The organism is Sporosarcina siberiensis (genome assembly GCF_042681925.1).
GTDB lineage: Bacteria > Bacillota > Bacilli > Bacillales_A > Planococcaceae > Sporosarcina > Sporosarcina siberiensis.
Genome location: NZ_JBHUGI010000032.1, coordinates 367,348 through 385,233, shown reverse-complemented (window position 1 = coordinate 385,233; position 17,886 = coordinate 367,348). Strand labels below are relative to the sequence as shown.

Sequence of the window (17,886 nt, the reverse complement as noted above, 5' to 3'; positions counted from 1 at the left end):
TGTACTTAAATACGACAATTTAACGGAGTGTATATTAAAAAAAGGGGGGATTTAATTGAATCAAGAAAAGACGGAAATTCTTGTACTTGGAAGTTTTCATATGTCCGAATATGAGGGGCTGAATTCAGAAAAAAGGCAAAGGGAAATAGAGGAATTGGTGTCTAAATTAGAAAAGTTTAAACCAACAAAAATTGCTGTTGAAATGGTACCAGAGGATAGTGAATCTTTTAACGAGGAATTTAATCAATATAAACTAGGTACATACAAACTGAAAATGAATGAAATCTATCAAGTAGGCTTTCGGTTAGGTTTAAATCTGGAACATGAACAGATTCATGCGACGGATTGGATGGGCGAAGCGGATATGAGTTTTGGGGAAGTTGAGAATTGGGCAAAGGAAAATCAAACGAAATTTCTCAATGAAATATACGAGGGAATGAAGTTTCCTGTATTGTCAGAAGACAAGAGTGTACTAGATTACTACAAAGAATTAAACGCACCTGCCTTAATTGACACTTTGCATAAACTTCATTTGAATATTGCACGCATTGGTGATGTTAATGATTATGTTGGGATGAACTGGTTAAGTTGGTGGTATAAAAGGAACCTGATCATGTTTGCAAATTTAACTCGTCTCATTGATTCTGAGGATGAACGTATTCTATTCATTGTGGGTGTGGGGCACGTCTCTATTGTTACAAAGTTCATTGAGGAAAGTGAACTTTTCGAGGTCGTTGAGCCTCTTAGTTATCTGTCCTGAAAACAGAAAATTTTAGATGAATCTCCTAGAATCGGGCCAAATTGATGTATTCGATGTCGGGATTAAGGGAGGATTATATGAGAAAGTTATTAATATTTATGGGACTTATAATATTTATTATTTCAGGGTGTTCAAACCCAACAATTGTTGATGATCAAGGATTAGATGTTATTGGTATGCAATCAGGTATTGGTACCATAGATGATTCAGAGGACTTCGATAAGCAGAAATTCAGTTATGACATAACACTAAGTAATAAGGCGGAAATGGAAGTTAAAAGGGAGTCGGTTGAGATTGTTTTAACTGATTGGATTAAACAAAAACAAATAGAGAATATAATTACAGAGTTAACTTTCGACACTGAAAGTATCATTATCAAAGGTCATGTCAATTTCGATACAAAGGGGTTAAGTAAAGAGGAAATTGTTAGCCACGGACCCTTTATTGATGGGATTAATGTTATAACTAAAACTGGGGAAAGAATTTTTATAAAGACTGAATTTCATTAAGCTGAATAAGTTTCATTTAGGTATAGGATGTAGGGTGTTTTGTTTTTATAAGTCAAAGTAAAGTCTTCCGTTAAAGGGTGCGATACTGTAATAAGGATTTGCAACCACCTTTTATATTGGGCCATTTTACGGAAGAATATGCTCAAAGAAAAAGCATCCTTTTTACAAAGGATGCCTAAATCTAGTTGCACAGTTTTGGTATTTCATTTTCCTTTAATCTTTTTCGTTTGAAATCAATAGCGTGCCAATCTTGGGATGTTTCATTATTAAAAGTGATTGTCACTAGATCATTAGGAGGACCGTGGGCATCTTCAAATGTTATTAGCTGCACGGTAACATTAAATAAGTATGTGCCTACGGGCAGCCTTTTAATTTGAATAATCTTTTGGCACTCAAATTGTTTACCTGCTCCATATTGCTTCTCCAATTCCTTTTGAATCGAGGGATAAAGCAAATTCAAAATCAGGTCATCACGCAATCGTATATCAGTTTCAGTTACGGTTTTGGCTTGGCCAGGGGAATAAGAGAAAAGAGTCAAACAAGCAAGCAGAATTAAAAGGCTTTTTTTCATAAAAATCCTCCATTCAAGGTTGCTATTAGTATGAACAATAAAGAAATACTTATTAAACTAACGGGGCGATAAAAGCATAAGGGTTGTTATTCAATCGGGCCAGATTCTTTAAAAGTAAAGGGGGTAGAATGTTTAATGTTTGTAAAGAAAAGCACATTAATAATACTCTCTACTTTAGTTTTAATAATAATCAGTGTATTAATTTATTTTTTATATTTTAGTAAGCCTAAAAACTCACTTGAGTTATATCAAGCTATTTCATTCGCAGATGATTTTGAAAAGGTTCAAAATTTAACTTTAGAGGGTTATGAGGGTAATTTTAAGAAAGAAGACTTTGATTATATAAAAAGTGATGAGTCGATTGCAAAAAGTATAAGCCAAGTGACTTTGTTTGAATATGACGAAAAGACTTATGTCATTATGACATCTCCTGGAACACAAAAATTAAAAGTTTTATCGGTGGAAGAGTTGCCAAAAGATATAAGGGATTATTTTATTCAATTAGGAAAGTAAACAAACGGGCGCGATTCAGGTATAAGGGATTTCAGAAAAGGAAATTTAGTATGCTAAGGAGACAATGCTTTGGACAGATTTCACAGAATAATAGTTGTTTTATTTTTCATAGTAAACTTCTCTCTAATTTGGGTTTCTGCCAACATCTCCGAAATTGTTGTTTCGCTGAGTAGACTTGATGAGAGTAAAGGATATATGTTAACAGAAGCAGAGGAATTTACCCTATTTCTTCTTATTACTATCCCAATGTTTTTGATACAATTTCTTTTCTTATTTTTTGTTTTAATATACTTGAAAAGAAAGCTATACAAAAAATCTTCAATGATACTAAACCTAGTAGCCCATTTTCTGCTTCTTATGTGGTTCGTCTTTAGTGTATATCAATTCACGATAAACGGTTATTAAATAATCGGGTGTAGTTGTTGAAGAAGCATTGTGCCTGAAACGGAGCCAGATTGATGAATTAATTATTCATTCATTGGAGGAAAATATATGAAAAAAACTTTAGGGGCATTCATTATCCTTTTCACGTTATTACTTGCCTCTTGTGGAGGGACTTCAACATCCTCATCGTTAACTGTGATTGAAAAAGGTCAGTCAAACAACAACAAAGAGTTTTGGATTATGGTAAATGACTCGAACGATCCTAGCAAAGAAGAAACGTTTAAGATAATGATAAAAGAAAGGACTGTTTGGAACCTGATCGAGGAAGAGAAGGAGTATTTCATCATGTATTCAAACAATGGAGACAAACCTCGGGTATTAGAAAATATTCAGCAATAATGGCTGGAAAAGGATAACATGTTTAGTGCAATCCTTGCCCACAATAGGGTGCGGATTGTTTTATAAGGGATTACGTCTATATTGCAATCGGGCCAATTTTGAGGAAGTTATATAATTTATAATAAAGTGGTGATGAAAATATTTAACATATCTTTAAATATCATAGTTGTAGTGCTTGGAACTTTTATGATAATTACAGGAAATACTAAGTTGGCACCATTTTTTGTAATACTATTAGGGGTTACTATTTTGCCTAGGGCAATAAAAGATATTAAAAGTAAAGAAGATAAGAGCGATAATTTCGGAGCGTATATGAATATAACTATTTTTGGTATGCTTTTCACCTATTTTTTATTTTTATTACTGTCAGGCCATCTGTATCAATAAATTAAAATTATAAAGCAATAGGGCGCAATTCTGGAATAAGGATTTGCACCCATTCAGCAATCGGGCCAAAAGTTATTGATTTTATTTGTTGGGAGAATGTGGATTATGATAGACGTTGAGATTATGAAAGCTAGAAAGAAATTACGTTTAGAGTTATTAGAAGAAGTATATAATCTACATTTTGGTGGAGAAGGACAATTAAATAATTTATTGATTGCCAAAAGAGATGAGTTAATGGGAGAAAGGAATAGCGAAAAACACTTAGCTTATCATTATCTTCTTGAGTCAGGTTATATTTATATCGACAATATAGAGGTAGAAGATGGTGTGGTGACGGAAATTAATCATATCAAATTAGAAAATGGATATGATTATGTAGCAATTAATATTTTATTAAAGGGAATAGACTATGTTGAGTCTATGTATGATCTAGACTAGCAGAAAAATATTTCCCTATGTTCGAGAATCGGGTGCCGCTCGACAAGTTCTGTTATAAATGCAATCGCATGAAATACAGAGGATTATGCAATATAAATTCTAACTTTACAACGAAGGATGGGAATGATGGAGCTATGTTTCTTGAAACCATCCCGTAAATACAACTGCATGCATCACGACTGACAGGTCATAGGGTCTGAAGTACGCTATACTGAACAAAGGCGGTATTATTTTAGGGAACTTTTATTTTCTTTCCGTCACTATTCTCGATAACATATCTAGTTATTATTAGGACTATTTTTTAGCTAAATTGGATTAAATATTACATCGTAAACGGGTGAGTTTAAAACATGAAATCTCCGCTAGAGAGCCAGTTTATTTGAGTAATGGTAGATGGATAAAGGGAGGAATAATATGAAAAGGTTATTTACACTAGTAGCACTGTTGGTATTTGTTTTAAGTGCCTGTGCTAATAATAATCCGAAATCAAATACGATTTCTGCTGTTGAATTAACAGAGAGAGAGAATGCAATTCTTACGACTACATCAGTTAAATCATTTGTTTTCGACTTCACTATTGACAGTGATTATAAAGAAGTATCCGTATGGGTTGAAAAATACGAATCAGGTAAATTAGTTAATGAGGCAATAAGCTCTTTAATATCTGGTGTAGAGAATAATGGTTCTATTATTTTTGCAACTTCTAATCCAGATGAAAGTGGTAAGAAGCAGACATTCAATATAGGGATTAGCGGTAATGGTGGTATAGGTTCTGTAAGTAACGTCGAGACAACTTCAGATGATTTAGATGCTATGGCTAGCGTTTGGAGTAACCTCGAAGGAAAAAATAATTCAATTGAAGGTGTATTAGTGTTAGGGATTATCGGTTTTTCAAGTGATGGAATTATGAGTGGTCTTACTGATGATTTTTATAAAGATGCTGAAGGTCAGATGAATGAGCTTAAGAAATATGATGTTGCATACCTTCTGAAAGCTGAATTTATTAAGTAAAGAATTATTTAAGAAATGAGTGCAATTCTGGATTGAAAATTTACACCCGATCAAAAACAGGACCATTTTGCGGAATCATTCCTTAGACTAACGGGGCAGGTTAGTTCAATAAGAAGGTTTTTTTGCGATGGTGTTGAATAAGTTAATATGTGTGAATTATTCAACAAACAGGGTATTTTAATTTAGGTAACGGAGCAGTTTAGTTGTGGAAGAGAGGTGAAAATAATAATTAAAAAAGACAAAGAAATTCTTTTACTTTTGTTCTTTGCAATAATATTCTTCCTTATTTATTATAAGATTTTGGCATTTGAATATAACCGTTGGATATGGGAGACTGGTATTAGCGATCATTTTCATTCTTTACTATTGATATTCGTGGTAATTCCTGCGTCTTACTTTTCCGCAAAATACTTATCAAGTTTTTTTAAAGCAACAGAATAAAAGAACTTTACAATCCTTCTTTAACTAATGGGGGCGATTCTTGAAGAAGAATTTGCATCCAATTCCTATAATGGGCTAATTAAAAAGGAGTTCAAATGAATGAATTACAGCTACGAGGAATTTCTAGAAGACTTGGATACAGGGAGAGAGAGTCATTTTATTTATAGAAATGAAAATTACTATATAGGTGCTGGAACAGGTAGATTTATGTTTTGGAAGTTTTATGATTCTGCAAGTGAATTATAGGAGAAAAAATCATTTATATTTCTTGCAATCCAGAAACACAGGCGAGAGATTTAGCGTTATTAGTTGAACACGGATATCAAGTTAAAGGCATACAGCCTGTCGAAATATTCCCACAAACAAATTATATTGAAACTGGCAACCGCCCAACGAGAAATAACACGACAATAAAAAAAGCCTACACCTCGTTTCTCTGTTTTGTAAGTAGAGGGTCGAGGGGTGGGCTTTTTATAATCATTTTTGTAATTAGAACGTTTTAGTGCTTACGCTTTACTTCGATTCTATAGCCGTCAGGGTCAGTAACAAAGAAGTAAGAAGGTGTTCCACCAGAAAGTCCTCTCAATTCGCCTGTTTCATAAGAAGAAGCTTTACAAATTTCATGCATTTCTTCTAAATCATTTACTGTTACTCCTAGATGACTGAAACCATTTCCTATAACATATGGTTCTGCATCATAATTATAAGTAAGTTCTATTTGTACTGAAGAACCTGGTGAATTTAGATAGATTAAATCAAATTTATCATCAGGGAATTCTCTGCGACTGGCTACTTCAAAATCAAAAAGCTCAGTATAAAAATCTAAAGTAGCATCAATGTCTCTAACACGTAAACAAATCTCAACAAGTACTTGGTTCAAGTATATCATCCTCCATAATTTTATTGATTTTAGCTTATCATAGATACTATATAAGAACACTTGAAACGATTGAATAAAGTTAATTGTCCTATCAATTTTCGCTATGTATCATTCGGCAAAAAGCAACCCAGTAATTGTTCTAGAAGTCATCACGGGCGTTACGCAATTGAATAAAGTCCTCCAATGTTTCCGCTTGCAGAAAGAGGTTAATTTCCTTCTCCCTGCTGATCGTTGTCGGAAGCGTTGGCTGTCCTTTAGCACACAATTCCTGGACTTCTTCCAGTGCTTTGGAGATTTTTATATTATCCGGATGCATTTCGTATGCAAAACGTAAATTGGTTTCGGTATACTCGTGACCGGGATAAACATTTATCTCATCATCCAAGCGTTTAAATTTCTGCAAAGTTTCATATTGAGCTTCGTAATCACCGGTAAAAATCCGACCGCATCCTGCTGAAAACAAGGCATCCCCGCAAAAGAGATTATTTCCCATTAAAAAACTGATATGGCCATGCGTATGACCTCCTGATTCGTAGACTTGGAAAGTTTGGCTCAACAAGTTAAAGGAGTCTCCTTCCTTTACAATACTATTCACCAAGTCTTTCGTTTCTTTCGGTCCATAAACAAGACATTCGGGATGACTCGCTAGAATTTCCCGTACCCCGCCGGTATGATCATCATGCATATGAGTTAAAAGAATGGCCGCCAAACGAAGCTGCTTTTCTTCAAGGTAATCAAGGACAACTCTCGCTGTTCCCGGATCAACCACAACTGCCTCTGTTTCTTCTTGAATGCACCATATATAATTATCAGAAAAGGCTTTGATTGGATCAATAATCACTTTATGATTCCTCCTCTTTTTATATAATTAATTTGCGGTTTGGAGACTTTATCTCCCTTCCACCGACAAGTTTTAATTTACCCTGCTATCATAACACAGGGATTATTAATATACATGAAGAAGACAACCTCCTCTATCTGTAACTCAATCCTTAATCCCGTCATTTTAAAAAAATATTTTGTTTATCATTTTGTGAAGTACCACAACCGATAAGAATCCCAAATAGGCATCTTTCGGGAACAAGCACAATAACTTTTGTTGACAAGTTCACTTGACATTCATGGGTAATGAACTTATTGTTAACATGACAAGTATACTTGTCAAAGGTTGTGGAGGTGCCGAAATGAACAAAGATGAGATATTGAAAATTGCTCGAACACAAAAATTAGACGAGGGTCGTAAATATATTAATGATTTTGCATTAGGGGCTGTTGGAGCGTTTGCTTTTATAGCAATCAGCCTTATGATTGTGTATAAAAATATAATCAATGAAAGTTATGGTGATTTACTTAGTTTATTAATTGGTATGGTTGGAGCTTTTTGTTATGGAAAATTTGTTTTAACTTCAAAAAAGCATTGGTTTATTTTATTTGTGATTTTCCTGACAGGTGCATGTGCTGTCTTTATAGAATTGCCGGGATTATAAAATGATGAATGTGAAATTGGTTCTTCATAACAATTTAAAAAAGGTTCGTGCCGATCAAAAATTAAGCCAGGCTAAATTAGCCGAAAAAGTCGGAGTGTCGCGCCAAACAATTAGTAATATAGAAACTGGTGAGTTCGTTCCCACTGCGAGACTGGCATTATTACTTTGCTTAGCATTAGATAAAAAGTTCGAGGATTTATTTTACTTCTAATAGAATTTCCATAGCAACAAATAGTAATGGACCGAAACCATATCGGATTCGGTCCATTTTTTATCTGTTTATAAGAATAGCTCTCTAGACAGTGTTTTAACACTAGCTGCACTAGGTGTTACGTTGTGAATCTTTATTGTAAAACTTGTCGTAAAAGCTCATTTGTAAATAAAAACCTTACTAAGGAAATATTAATTACTGTACTTTAATTGACTTTCGTAAGGTTTCTAAGAGGGGATACATCGCATCGGCACCTTCTACGGGATATTGAAAAGTAATGGCGAGTGCGTGTTCACCAATCTCGTAAGCAATAAATCCTTTCACGGGATTGTCGCCATAGAATTGTATGTTTCCTTGCAATCCGTTTTCTTCAACAGGTGTACTTTCCAACTCAAATATTTCATCATAACTTTCTGTTTCAAATTTTTCTTGAAGATTCCTAACTGTTTTTTCAAGATTTGTGTGTTCTATCATTTCTAATGTTATTTTATAATCATCATATTGAGTGGAATATGTTATTAGATTGTTGCTCATTTCGGTAACAGTGAATACTTCGTCTAATTGATAAGCGATACCATAGGGTTCTATTTGATAATTAAGTACTTTAACTTCCAAGTCACTGCCTTCCACGATCCTAATTACTGTTTCGGAAGAGCCTGTTTGAACCTCCATGTTCGTTTCTGGATTTTCAACGACTTCTTCTGAATTCACTTGGTTTTCATCGTTTTTATCATCGATGATTGGAGTACCATTTGGTTGATTACTTTCGTTGCTCGTTAAATCCTTTCCACTTTGTTGGGTTATGCTGTTAGAAATGAAGTTGTAGCCGAAGAACATTAAAATCAACAGTACTCCAATATTTAAAGCATATTTAAAACCCGCGAATAATTTAGATTTGTTTTTGGAACGATCATTTTCCATTGTAAATAAAATTTTATTATGGAGTTTGGTCTTTCTCTTCTCATCCCAAATAATATCTGTGTCCAATTGTTTTAGTTGTTCATCGAGGTAAGAGTTATCCTTAGACTTGTTTTTCATTCAAAAACCCCTCCTTTAACAGTTCCTTTTCTAAATCGGGAATTGCTCGATAAAGTGTTGTTTTAACCTTTCCTTCTGACCAATTTAAGATTTCGCTCGTTTCCCTAGTACTAAACTCATTTATCTTCCTAAGAATGATGACCTCGCGGTAGCTGGATTTTAGCTTACTTAATGCTTTATACAACTCAACTGAACTTTCTCTGATTTCTAAAACATCTTCCGGTAAAGGTGCGGAATCCTTCAGCGTTTGGAGTACATCTTGGAAAATCTTTAAAGGTTTTTGCTTTCGGATATAGTCTATGGTGTTATTATGTGCAATACTGAACAGCCAAGTTTTGGGCTGCGATTTCTTTTGAAAAGAATGATGGTTTTTGTAAGCTTTTATAAAAGTATCGTGGGTCAAATCTTCCGCTTGATGATAATCGTTAATCATCATCATGATAAACTTGAAAATGGAATCACTATAAAGATGATACCAATTCGTAATTTCCTCCTTTGTATGTGGCAAGTAACTCACCCTTCCTTGCATTTTGTTATTCATCAGTTAGACGTATCATAAATTATTTGGTCACAATCCTGTTTTTTAAAGTGGATAATGGCCGTTGAAAAGCTCTTGAGTAGCTTAGGTTTAAAGTCCTCATTTGCAAGCAAATCGCGTTGAGTGCAAGGAAACCAGTGAAGAGTGCAAGCAAAGTGTTGCGGGGTGCAAGGAAATACGCATTGAGTGCAAGGGAAGTGTTGTGGGGTGCAAGCGAAACAAATGCGATTCCAAAATGGAATCGCATTTGTTTTATGCTGTTTATGCACTATAAGATTGTGAAAAGCTCTTGAGTAGCTTAGGTTTAAAGTCCTTATTTGCAAGCAAATCGCGTGGGGTGCAAGCAAATCGGTGGCGAGTGCAAGGAAACCCCCGCGGAGTGCAAGCAAAGTCACCCCGAGTGCAACCAAACCCTGTCGAGTGCAACCAAAACAATTTTATTTTAAAAGGTCTTTTTTCTTCTTTTCGATCAAAGAAGCTCCGGAGATTCCCGGTTTTGTCATTTCGTATGGATTTAGAATAATGCTTAATTCTTCTTCTGTCAGGACTTCATAGTGAGAACAAAGCTCATAGACGGATTTGCCGGTAAGTATGGCTTCTCGTGCAATTTTACTTGCCAGTTCGTAGCCGATATGTGGATTAATTGCTGTGATTGTTCCGACGCTTGTGTCTACATAGTGCTTCATTATTTCTTCGTTTGCAGTAATTCCGGATACGCAGTTGTCTGTGAATACTTGGAATCCGTTGTTCATGATGCTGATGGATTGCAAGAGATTGAAAACTAGTACGGGTTCCATTACGTTTAGTTCAAATTGGCCGGCTTCTGAAGCGAGGCAGATTGTGTGATCATTGCCTATGACTTGGAATGCGATTTGATTGATCAGTTCGGCCATTACTGGATTTACTTTTCCGGGCATAATGGATGATCCCGGTTGTCTCATCGGCAAGTTCAGTTCATTCAAACCGGTTCGGGGTCCCGATGCCATGAGCCGTATGTCATTTGAAATTTTGGACATATTCATCATACATACTTTTAAAGACGCGGAAACTTCTGTATAGACGTCTGTGTTTTGCGTGGCGTCTACTAAACTTTCAGCGGCACTAAGTGGAAAGTTGCTGATTTTTGCGAGTTGGCCAACGACGTTTAATATATAGCTCGGATCTGCATTCAATCCAGTACCTACCGCGGTAGCTCCCATGTTTACTTCATAGAGATGTTGTCGGGACTGGGAAATTCGATTGATATCCCGTCTGATGACTCGGCTGTAAGCATCGAATTCTTGTCCCAATCGAATGGGAACAGCATCTTGCAAATGGGTACGTCCCATTTTAATAATGTGGTCGAATTCAATTGATTTTATTTTAAAAGCGTCATACATTTTCTCCATTGTTGTGAGTAGTTTTGCGGACAATGCAAGTGTTGCGATATGTATTGCGGTCGGAAATGCGTCGTTTGTGGATTGAGCCATATTGACATGGTTGTTAGGGCTTAAAAAGGCGTAATCTCCTTTTTCTTTACCGAGTATTTCCAAAGCACGATTCGCGATTACTTCATTCGCGTTCATATTAATGGAAGTTCCTGCACCGCCTTGGATGGGATCCACGATAAATTGGTCATGCCAAAGTCCTTCTATAATCTCATCGGATGCTTGCACGATTGCTTGTTGTAAATTGAGCGGAAGTCGGCCGGTTTCATAATTTGCGTTCGCCGCAGCTTTTTTCACAATCGCCATTGCTTTAATTAATTCTGAATTGATTCGGTAACCGGTGATCGGGAAGTTTTCAACAGCTCTGAGCGTTTGGATGCCGTAGTAACACGTATTTGGAACCTCTTTTTTACCTAAGAAGTCTTCTTCAGTTCGCATACCCGAATTTCTCACTTTATTTTCCTCCTAGTTGTTGATGAATCTGAAATAGTACCTATGTAAAAAAATTGAAGTTATCTCGTTGTTAGTATAACACTTTCGCGGAATTCAATAACATAATTCGATTGGACGTACTTGTGAAAGAAACAAACGTGATTGTTTGTCACGCAGGTACGTTTTGTAATAGATTAGGCATGTCCACGCCTTGACTAACATAAAGTGTTGTATCCGCGGATAAATTATTGGAAGACGGATTTATTCGGAAATGGATAGACTACTAAATCAGGGGTGAATAGTATAACTAATTTTAGAAAAATTGGAATCTTGCTGACTTGTTCTGCTCTATCTTTTGGAATGTGTTTATCGACCGCAAACGCTTCTCAATCCATGAGTGATCTGTCTATAAAGCCTCATATTCAAATTGCTGCAACAGAAATGAATTTCACAAAAGATGATTTAATAAAAAAGTTTCGTTCCTTGTTTCCCAATCAGTTTGATTATTTAAAGTCGAGTGATTTTCAAATGGGTAGCGGGCTTTATTATCCTGAAGACGAGACGTTACGCTATGAACTATCCTTTACTAAGTTGGTAAACGGTAAACGAATATATGGGTCTGTGGGGTTTGTTGGTGAAAGTCTTGAAATTGAACAATTCAATTATCAACCAGCGAATGTGACTGAGGCTTTATTTCCACCAAAAGTTTCAAAAGAAGAGGCCAAAGAGATTGCGATTGCTTTACTTAAGAAGTTTAAAGATGGAAAGAAGTACCTATTTGAACCAGACTCGCTGAACTATTATTCGAGACAACTGTTGACTGATCCAATCCATTACTCGTTTTCATTTGCCCGCACGGAAAATAAAGTGCCACTCGCGGATCAAAGAATTGAGGTAAGTGTGCTTGGCAACGGAGAAATCGTCGGACTGTATAGAAACCCCATGAATAAGAACGCGTCCACTTTTGACGATGTAAAACGAGTGATAGATGAAAATAAAGTTCTTGAAAAAGTAAAAGGAAATCTTACGGTTGAATTGCACTATCAAATAGAGAATGATTATCAAACAAATCGAATAAATGATCGCAGTGTTCAGCTCGTATACAAACCAACATCTAATTTACGTGGGGTGCATGCGCTTTCGGGTAAGTGGTTAACGGCAAGGGACTATGTGGATAAGTTGCCAAAAAACACGAAATTGAAGAAGATTTCTGCCAAACCGATTCCAGCAAAATACAACGGAATTACTAAGGAAGAAGCAAAAAAAATTACTGAACAAGCTCTTGATATCTATCCCGACACTTGGAAATTAAGTGTTCAATCTATTGGGGAATACACAAATTATGGTGGACAGGAAGTTTTTAGTGTCCAGTATATGTATCAAGGTGAAAACGGAGGCCATGGGTCCAATTTAGAAATTGATAAAAAGACTGGTGAGATCATCCAGTTTTACGATGTAACAGCTCAAATCTTGGAACAGGCCGCAGAAAAACCTGTAAAGGCCGACAAAATTTCTGAGCAAGAGGCACTTGCTAAAGCAAAGAACTACTTATTGAAATGGGTTCCATCCTACCTTCACGAATATGCCAATCCCATTGCAGACTCTTATTATGAGGAACGACCTGGAACGTATTATTTTAATTTCCCAAGAATTTTAAATGGCGTTATTGTGATGGATGATCAAATTAACGTAAGCATAGCCGCCAATGGTTCATTAAACAGTCTTAGTGTAATGTATCAAGAAGTGAAGGAATGGCCATCAATTGAATCAGCCATTACTGAGGAAATGGCCAAGGAAATCTTTAAAGAGGCACTCAGTCTAAAATTGAATTATATGAAACAAGAGCAAAAAAACAATCACCATTATGATTTAGTCTATTTGCCTGTATTTAACGGACAAATGTTTAGCTCTATGGACGCCAATTCAGGAAAATGGAACAGCTTGTTTAATGTGAGCGATTTCCCCGAAGTTTCACATCCATGGGCACAGGAAGAGCTCAATTACCTCATCAGTGCCAAAATTTTAGAGGTAAAAGAGTTCGATAATTTTAATGGAGATACCGCCGTAACAAAAGAAGAGGCACTTAAAACGCTTATGAATGCCCTCACTTATTTTTATGACGGCAGGTTCTATGATTCGAGTGAAAACAAGAGTCAAACGTTCGAGAATATCGATCCTAAACACCCTTTATATCAAATGGTGGAACAAGCCGTTGAAATGGGCATCATTTTACCAAGCGATACAATCTTTCCAGTCGATGCCCCGATTACGAAAGAAGAAATGGCCGTTTGGCATATACGTGCTTTAGGGCTTGAGTTGGCAGCCAAACAGAGTGGTATTTATAAGCTTGACTTCAAGGACGGGGATCAAGTTCGAAAAGAATATATAGGCCATGTCGCTTTGGCAAATTCTTTGGGATTGTTCACGACGGAACAAAACTCTTTTAACCCCGCTAAAGAAGTGACCTATGCGGAGTTAGCAGTTTCAACAATTCGTCTAGCGCATGAAATAGCGAAAAAAGGAAGTAGCCAGAGGTACTATTAACAAATTAACGAGTGCAACATTCCTAATATAAATTAATAAACCATTGACGGTTAGTTGTTTTCCAGATATGCTATTCTTAATTATCAAAACAATTGAATAAATTTTCTTATCAAGAGAAGTCGAGGGACTGGCCCTATGACGCTTCAGCAACCAGCCTTTTGGTCAGGTGCTAATTCCAGCGAATCTATTTGGATTCCGCAGATAAGGAGAAGCATACTTTTTGTATTTTCAAAAGCCTTCTTCTAATTGGAAGGCTTTTTTTGTTTTTTAGAATAGGAGTGGAATAGTCCATGGTGAAGCATTTAATCGAACAACAATTAATAGAGCGAATTTTAGTTATGGATGGTGCGATGGGTACGATGATTCAGGCAGCGAATTTGTCTGAGGATGATTTTGGCGGTGAGGAATACGATGGGTGCAACGAATATTTAAACATTACGAGACCCGATGTCCTTGAGCGAATTCACCGTGAGTACCTTGAGGCAGGGGCGGATATCATCAGTACGAATACATTTGGTGGAACGCCGATTGTCCTCGATGATTACGATCTTGGTGACCAGGCATATGACATAAACTTTAAGGCTGCTGTGCTCGCGAAAAAATGTGCAGCGGAATTCTCAACGACAGACTGGCCGAGATTTGTTGCTGGGGCAATGGGACCGACAACGAAAACATTATCGGTTACGGGCGGCGCCACTTTCGACGGACTGACAAAAGATTTCTATATTCAAGCAAAAGCATTGATTGACGGCGGCTGTGACATTCTTCTTATGGAGACAAGTCAGGATATGTTGAACGTGAAAGCAGGAACACTGGGCATTAAACAAGCATTTGAAGAGACGGGTATTGAACTGCCTGTCATGATTTCGGGAACAATTGAACCAATGGGAACAACACTTGCGGGACAAAGCATTGAATCTTTTTACATATCGATTGAACATATTAAACCTCTTTCCGTTGGTTTAAATTGTGCAACTGGACCGGAATTCATGACCGATCACCTTCGTTCATTGTCAGAGCTATCTAGTGGATTTGTCAGTTGTTATCCAAATGCTGGATTGCCGGATGAAGATGGGCATTACCATGAATCTCCAGAATCCTTATCGAAAAAGCTCGAAGGGTTTGCGGATAAAGGATGGCTGAATATTGTAGGGGGCTGTTGCGGAACAACGCCTGCACATATTGTGGCGATTCGAGAAGTGGTTCGAGGTAAAAAGCCGAGACAAATCCCTGAGGAATTGCACGGTCATGCGATCTCTGGAATTGAACCACTTTTATATGATGAAACCATGCGTCCTTTACTCATTGGCGAACGAACGAACGTCATTGGCTCAAGAAAATTCAAGCAGCTGATCGTAGATGGGAAATTTGAAGAAGCATCTGAAATTGCTCGTGCTCAAGTAAGAGGCGGGGCACATGTCATCGATATTTGTCTTGCGAATCCGGACCGAGATGAACTTCAGGACATTACACGATTTATGAAAGAAGTTGTGAAGAAAGTAAAAGTACCTCTTGTCATTGATTCGACGGATGAAAAGGTCATTGAGGAAGCTTTAAAATATTCGCAGGGGAAGGTGATCATCAACTCCATCAATTTAGAAGACGGTGAAGAACGCTTTGATGCTGTTCTTCCTTTGGTTAAGAAATACGGAGCTGCTGTTGTCGTTGGAACAATCGATGAGCCAGGAATGGCCGTCACTCGGCAGCGGAAATTAGAAGTTGCACAGCGTTCGTATGACCTACTTGTTCATAAATGGGGAATCGCACCTGAAGATATTATTTTTGATCCGCTCGTTTTCCCGGTTGGAACGGGAGATGCTCAGTACATCGGTTCAGCGGTTGAAACAATCGAGGGCATACGTTTGATTAAAGAAAAAATGCCTCGCGCATTGACGATTTTGGGTGTTAGTAACGTTTCCTTCGGGTTGCCTCCTGTTGGCCGTGAAGTGTTGAACGCAGTGTATTTGTACCATTGTACATTGGCAGGATTGGATTACGCGATTGTAAATACGGAGAAATTGGAACGCTATGCTTCCATTCCAGAAGAGCAAATTCTAATGGCGAATGAACTGCTGTTTACGACAACAGATGAAACACTTGCGGATTTTACAAATTTCTACCGCGGTAAAAAGAAAGAAAAGACCGAGGATGATATTCCGAAAACGGTTCCGGAACGTCTCAGTTACTATGTCGTTGAAGGAACGAAAGAAGGTTTAATTCCCGATTTGGAAGCGGCAAGGGAGATGTATGACGCTCCACTCGATATTATCAATGGTCCATTAATGACGGGGATGGCGGAAGTAGGAAGGCTTTTCAATACGAATAAACTAATTGTAGCGGAAGTGCTCCAAAGTGCGGAAGTCATGAAGGCATCGGTTACGTATTTGGAACAATTCATGGAAAAAGATTCAGGAGACCGCGGCAAAGGGAAGATTGTTCTTGCGACGGTAAAAGGCGATGTCCATGATATAGGGAAGAACTTGGTCGAAATCATTTTGGGGAATAATGGATTTACGGTCATTGACGTCGGGATTAAAGTGACACCAGGTAAGTTAATTGAGGTGATTCGCGAGGAAAAGCCCGACATTATTGGGTTGTCAGGGCTTCTTGTGAAATCGGCACAACAAATGGTGTTGACCGCTCAGGATTTCAAAGCTGCTGGGATCGATATACCAATTCTTGTTGGAGGGGCAGCACTGACGCGTCGTTTTACAGAGACGAAAATTGCAGCAGAGTACGATGGACCGGTATTGTATGCAAAAGATGCGATGTACGGCTTGGAGTTGGCCAATCGTCTGCAAAATAAAGAGGATAAAACTGCATTGCTCGTTGAATTAGAAGAGGCGAAAATAAAGCGCGTTGAAAACGACATCATTAAAGAGGCGAAACGAGCGGCGGCACCAGCTTTGGAAGTGGCGGTTCGACCGGTGAAAATGGTTCGAGAAGACGCAGCAGTTCGAGTTCCAAAAGATTTACGCCGTCGGATTCAAAAGGATTATTCGGTCTCTCATTTGTCGCCGTATGTCAATATGCGAACGCTTATTGGTCATCATTTAGGACTTCGGGGGAATGTTGCTAAGATGCTTGAGAATAAGGAGCCGCGCGCGCTGGAGCTCCATGAAATGGTTACAGGATTCCTAAGTTCGGGTAATTTAAAGGCATCTGGATTGTATCAGTTCTTTCCGGCTCAGTCTGACGGGGATGACGTCATTATTTACAGTTCGGAAGACAGCAAAACGGAAATTGAACGTTTTACGTTTCCAAGACAAAGCAAGGAGCCGTTTTTATGTTTGGCGGACTTTTTGAAGACGGTGGACAGCGGTGAGATGGATTATGTCGCGTTAATGCAAGTAACGGCCGGACATGGGGTACGTGATTTTGCCAATCAATTGAAGGCGGAAGGTAAGTTCTTGGAAAGTCATGCATTTCAAGCGACGGCGTTGGAGCTTGCGGAAGGTTTTGCGGAGCGGATTCATCAGGAGATTCGCGATCAATGGGGGTTCCCGGATGCTACGGATTTCACGATGCTGGAGCGGTTTGCGGCGAAGTATACGGGGCAGCGTTTTTCGTTTGGGTATCCGGCGTGTCCGAATTTGGAGGACCAGTCGAAGTTGTTCGGTCTGTTGAAGCCTGAGGATATTGGTGTGCATTTGACGGAGGAGTATATGATGGAGCCGGAAGCGTCTGTTTCGGCGATTGTGTTTGCGCATCCGGATGCACGTTATTTTAATGTGGATTGAGTGTAGGATGTTTAATGAATAGAAAAATGCGGTTCCGTTTGGTGAGTAGACCAAGTGGAAACGCATTTTCTTTTTTTAGATATATATATGGCAAAGGAATAATGTGGTTAATACGCCGATTTCCGTTCCGACCGGACGCGTTCCATGGGGCGCTTGTCGAGCCTCCTCGTCGCGAA

At 37.8% G+C, this 17,886-nt stretch carries 18 protein-coding genes and 1 riboswitch; of the genes, 12 read left to right on the top strand and 6 right to left on the bottom strand.

Annotated elements, in window-relative coordinates; all coding sequences use genetic code 11:
* The first annotated feature begins 55 nt into the window (after positions 1–55).
* A complete protein-coding gene (locus ACFSFY_RS12740) occupies positions 56–760 on the top strand; it encodes a DUF5694 domain-containing protein (RefSeq protein WP_381538580.1) in 705 nt (234 codons plus the stop codon).
* Positions 761–837: 77 nt separating this feature from the next.
* The gene (locus ACFSFY_RS12735) at positions 838–1,269 is read left to right on the top strand and encodes a hypothetical protein (protein WP_381538578.1); all 432 of its coding nucleotides are present in this window, start codon (positions 838–840) and stop codon (positions 1,267–1,269) included.
* Between the two features lie 181 nt (positions 1,270–1,450).
* Here the strand turns inward: ACFSFY_RS12735 and ACFSFY_RS12730 are convergent, their stop codons facing one another.
* Positions 1,451–1,840: a DUF3888 domain-containing protein gene (locus tag ACFSFY_RS12730; RefSeq protein ID WP_381538576.1), complete on the bottom strand. Its 390-nt coding sequence runs from the start codon at positions 1,838–1,840 to the stop codon at positions 1,451–1,453.
* A gap of 135 nt (positions 1,841–1,975) precedes the next feature.
* Here ACFSFY_RS12730 and ACFSFY_RS12725 point away from each other — a divergent pair, with 135 nt between their 5' ends.
* From ACFSFY_RS12725 to ACFSFY_RS12700, 6 genes are all read left to right on the top strand, one after another.
* A complete protein-coding gene (locus ACFSFY_RS12725) occupies positions 1,976–2,353 on the top strand; it encodes a hypothetical protein (protein ID WP_381538574.1) in 378 nt (125 codons plus the stop codon).
* A 492-nt stretch (positions 2,354–2,845) separates the two neighbouring features.
* Positions 2,846–3,136 carry a hypothetical protein gene (locus ACFSFY_RS12720; RefSeq protein ID WP_381538573.1) on the top strand — a complete coding sequence of 97 codons (291 nt, stop codon included), beginning with the start codon at positions 2,846–2,848 and terminating at the stop codon, positions 3,134–3,136.
* A gap of 492 nt (positions 3,137–3,628) precedes the next feature.
* Complete coding sequence (locus ACFSFY_RS12715) at positions 3,629–3,961, top strand: hypothetical protein (protein WP_381538571.1); 333 nt, start codon at positions 3,629–3,631, stop codon at positions 3,959–3,961.
* A gap of 414 nt (positions 3,962–4,375) precedes the next feature.
* Positions 4,376–4,972, top strand: a complete 597-nt coding sequence (locus ACFSFY_RS12710) for a hypothetical protein (RefSeq protein ID WP_381538570.1) — start codon at positions 4,376–4,378, stop codon at positions 4,970–4,972.
* 540 nt (positions 4,973–5,512) lie between these two features.
* Entirely contained in the window at positions 5,513–5,659 is a 147-nt protein-coding gene (locus tag ACFSFY_RS12705) for a hypothetical protein (protein WP_381538568.1), read from the top strand.
* Positions 5,653–5,916 carry a hypothetical protein gene (locus tag ACFSFY_RS12700; protein WP_381539071.1) on the top strand — a complete coding sequence of 88 codons (264 nt, stop codon included), beginning with the start codon at positions 5,653–5,655 and terminating at the stop codon, positions 5,914–5,916. Before ACFSFY_RS12705 ends, ACFSFY_RS12700 begins: the two co-directional genes overlap by 7 nt.
* Here ACFSFY_RS12700 and gloA read toward each other — a convergent pair.
* Together gloA and gloB are read right to left on the bottom strand one after the other, a co-directional pair.
* Positions 5,913–6,293 (bottom strand): lactoylglutathione lyase, encoded by a 381-nt coding sequence (gene gloA / locus ACFSFY_RS12695; protein WP_381538567.1) that lies wholly within the window; start codon positions 6,291–6,293, stop codon positions 5,913–5,915. The two genes, ACFSFY_RS12700 and gloA, sit on opposite strands and share 4 nt — an antisense overlap.
* A gap of 139 nt (positions 6,294–6,432) precedes the next feature.
* Positions 6,433–7,134 carry a hydroxyacylglutathione hydrolase gene (gene gloB / locus ACFSFY_RS12690; protein WP_381538566.1) on the bottom strand — a complete coding sequence of 234 codons (702 nt, stop codon included), beginning with the start codon at positions 7,132–7,134 and terminating at the stop codon, positions 6,433–6,435.
* Positions 7,135–7,477: 343 nt separating this feature from the next.
* Here gloB and ACFSFY_RS12685 point away from each other — a divergent pair, with 343 nt between their 5' ends.
* Both ACFSFY_RS12685 and ACFSFY_RS12680 read left to right on the top strand, forming a co-directional pair.
* On the top strand, positions 7,478–7,780 hold the full coding sequence (locus ACFSFY_RS12685) for a DUF6442 family protein (RefSeq protein WP_381538564.1): 303 nt from the start codon (positions 7,478–7,480) through the stop codon (positions 7,778–7,780).
* A 4-nt stretch (positions 7,781–7,784) separates the two neighbouring features.
* Positions 7,785–7,991: a helix-turn-helix transcriptional regulator gene (locus ACFSFY_RS12680; RefSeq protein WP_381538563.1), complete on the top strand. Its 207-nt coding sequence runs from the start codon at positions 7,785–7,787 to the stop codon at positions 7,989–7,991.
* A 195-nt stretch (positions 7,992–8,186) separates the two neighbouring features.
* On the opposite strand, the gene ACFSFY_RS12675 is transcribed toward ACFSFY_RS12680, so the two are convergent.
* From ACFSFY_RS12675 to aspA, 3 genes are all read right to left on the bottom strand, one after another.
* Entirely contained in the window at positions 8,187–9,029 is an 843-nt protein-coding gene (locus ACFSFY_RS12675; RefSeq protein ID WP_381538561.1) for a hypothetical protein, read from the bottom strand.
* The gene (locus ACFSFY_RS12670; protein ID WP_381538560.1) at positions 9,013–9,537 is read right to left on the bottom strand and encodes an RNA polymerase sigma factor; all 525 of its coding nucleotides are present in this window, start codon (positions 9,535–9,537) and stop codon (positions 9,013–9,015) included. Before ACFSFY_RS12670 ends, ACFSFY_RS12675 begins: the two co-directional genes overlap by 17 nt.
* Positions 9,538–10,004: 467 nt before the next feature.
* Positions 10,005–11,432: an aspartate ammonia-lyase gene (aspA, locus tag ACFSFY_RS12665; protein ID WP_381539070.1), complete on the bottom strand. Its 1,428-nt coding sequence runs from the start codon at positions 11,430–11,432 to the stop codon at positions 10,005–10,007.
* Positions 11,433–11,819: 387 nt separating this feature from the next.
* Here aspA and ACFSFY_RS12660 point away from each other — a divergent pair, with 387 nt between their 5' ends.
* Both ACFSFY_RS12660 and metH read left to right on the top strand, forming a co-directional pair.
* Positions 11,820–13,970, top strand: a complete 2,151-nt coding sequence (locus ACFSFY_RS12660; protein ID WP_381538558.1) for a PepSY1/2 domain-containing protein — start codon at positions 11,820–11,822, stop codon at positions 13,968–13,970.
* 103 nt (positions 13,971–14,073) lie between these two features.
* Positions 14,074–14,178: riboswitch (SAM riboswitch) on the top strand.
* Positions 14,179–14,260: 82 nt separating this feature from the next.
* Entirely contained in the window at positions 14,261–17,710 is a 3,450-nt protein-coding gene (gene metH, locus ACFSFY_RS12655; protein WP_381538556.1) for a methionine synthase, read from the top strand.
* The last annotated feature ends 176 nt before the right edge of the window (positions 17,711–17,886 follow it).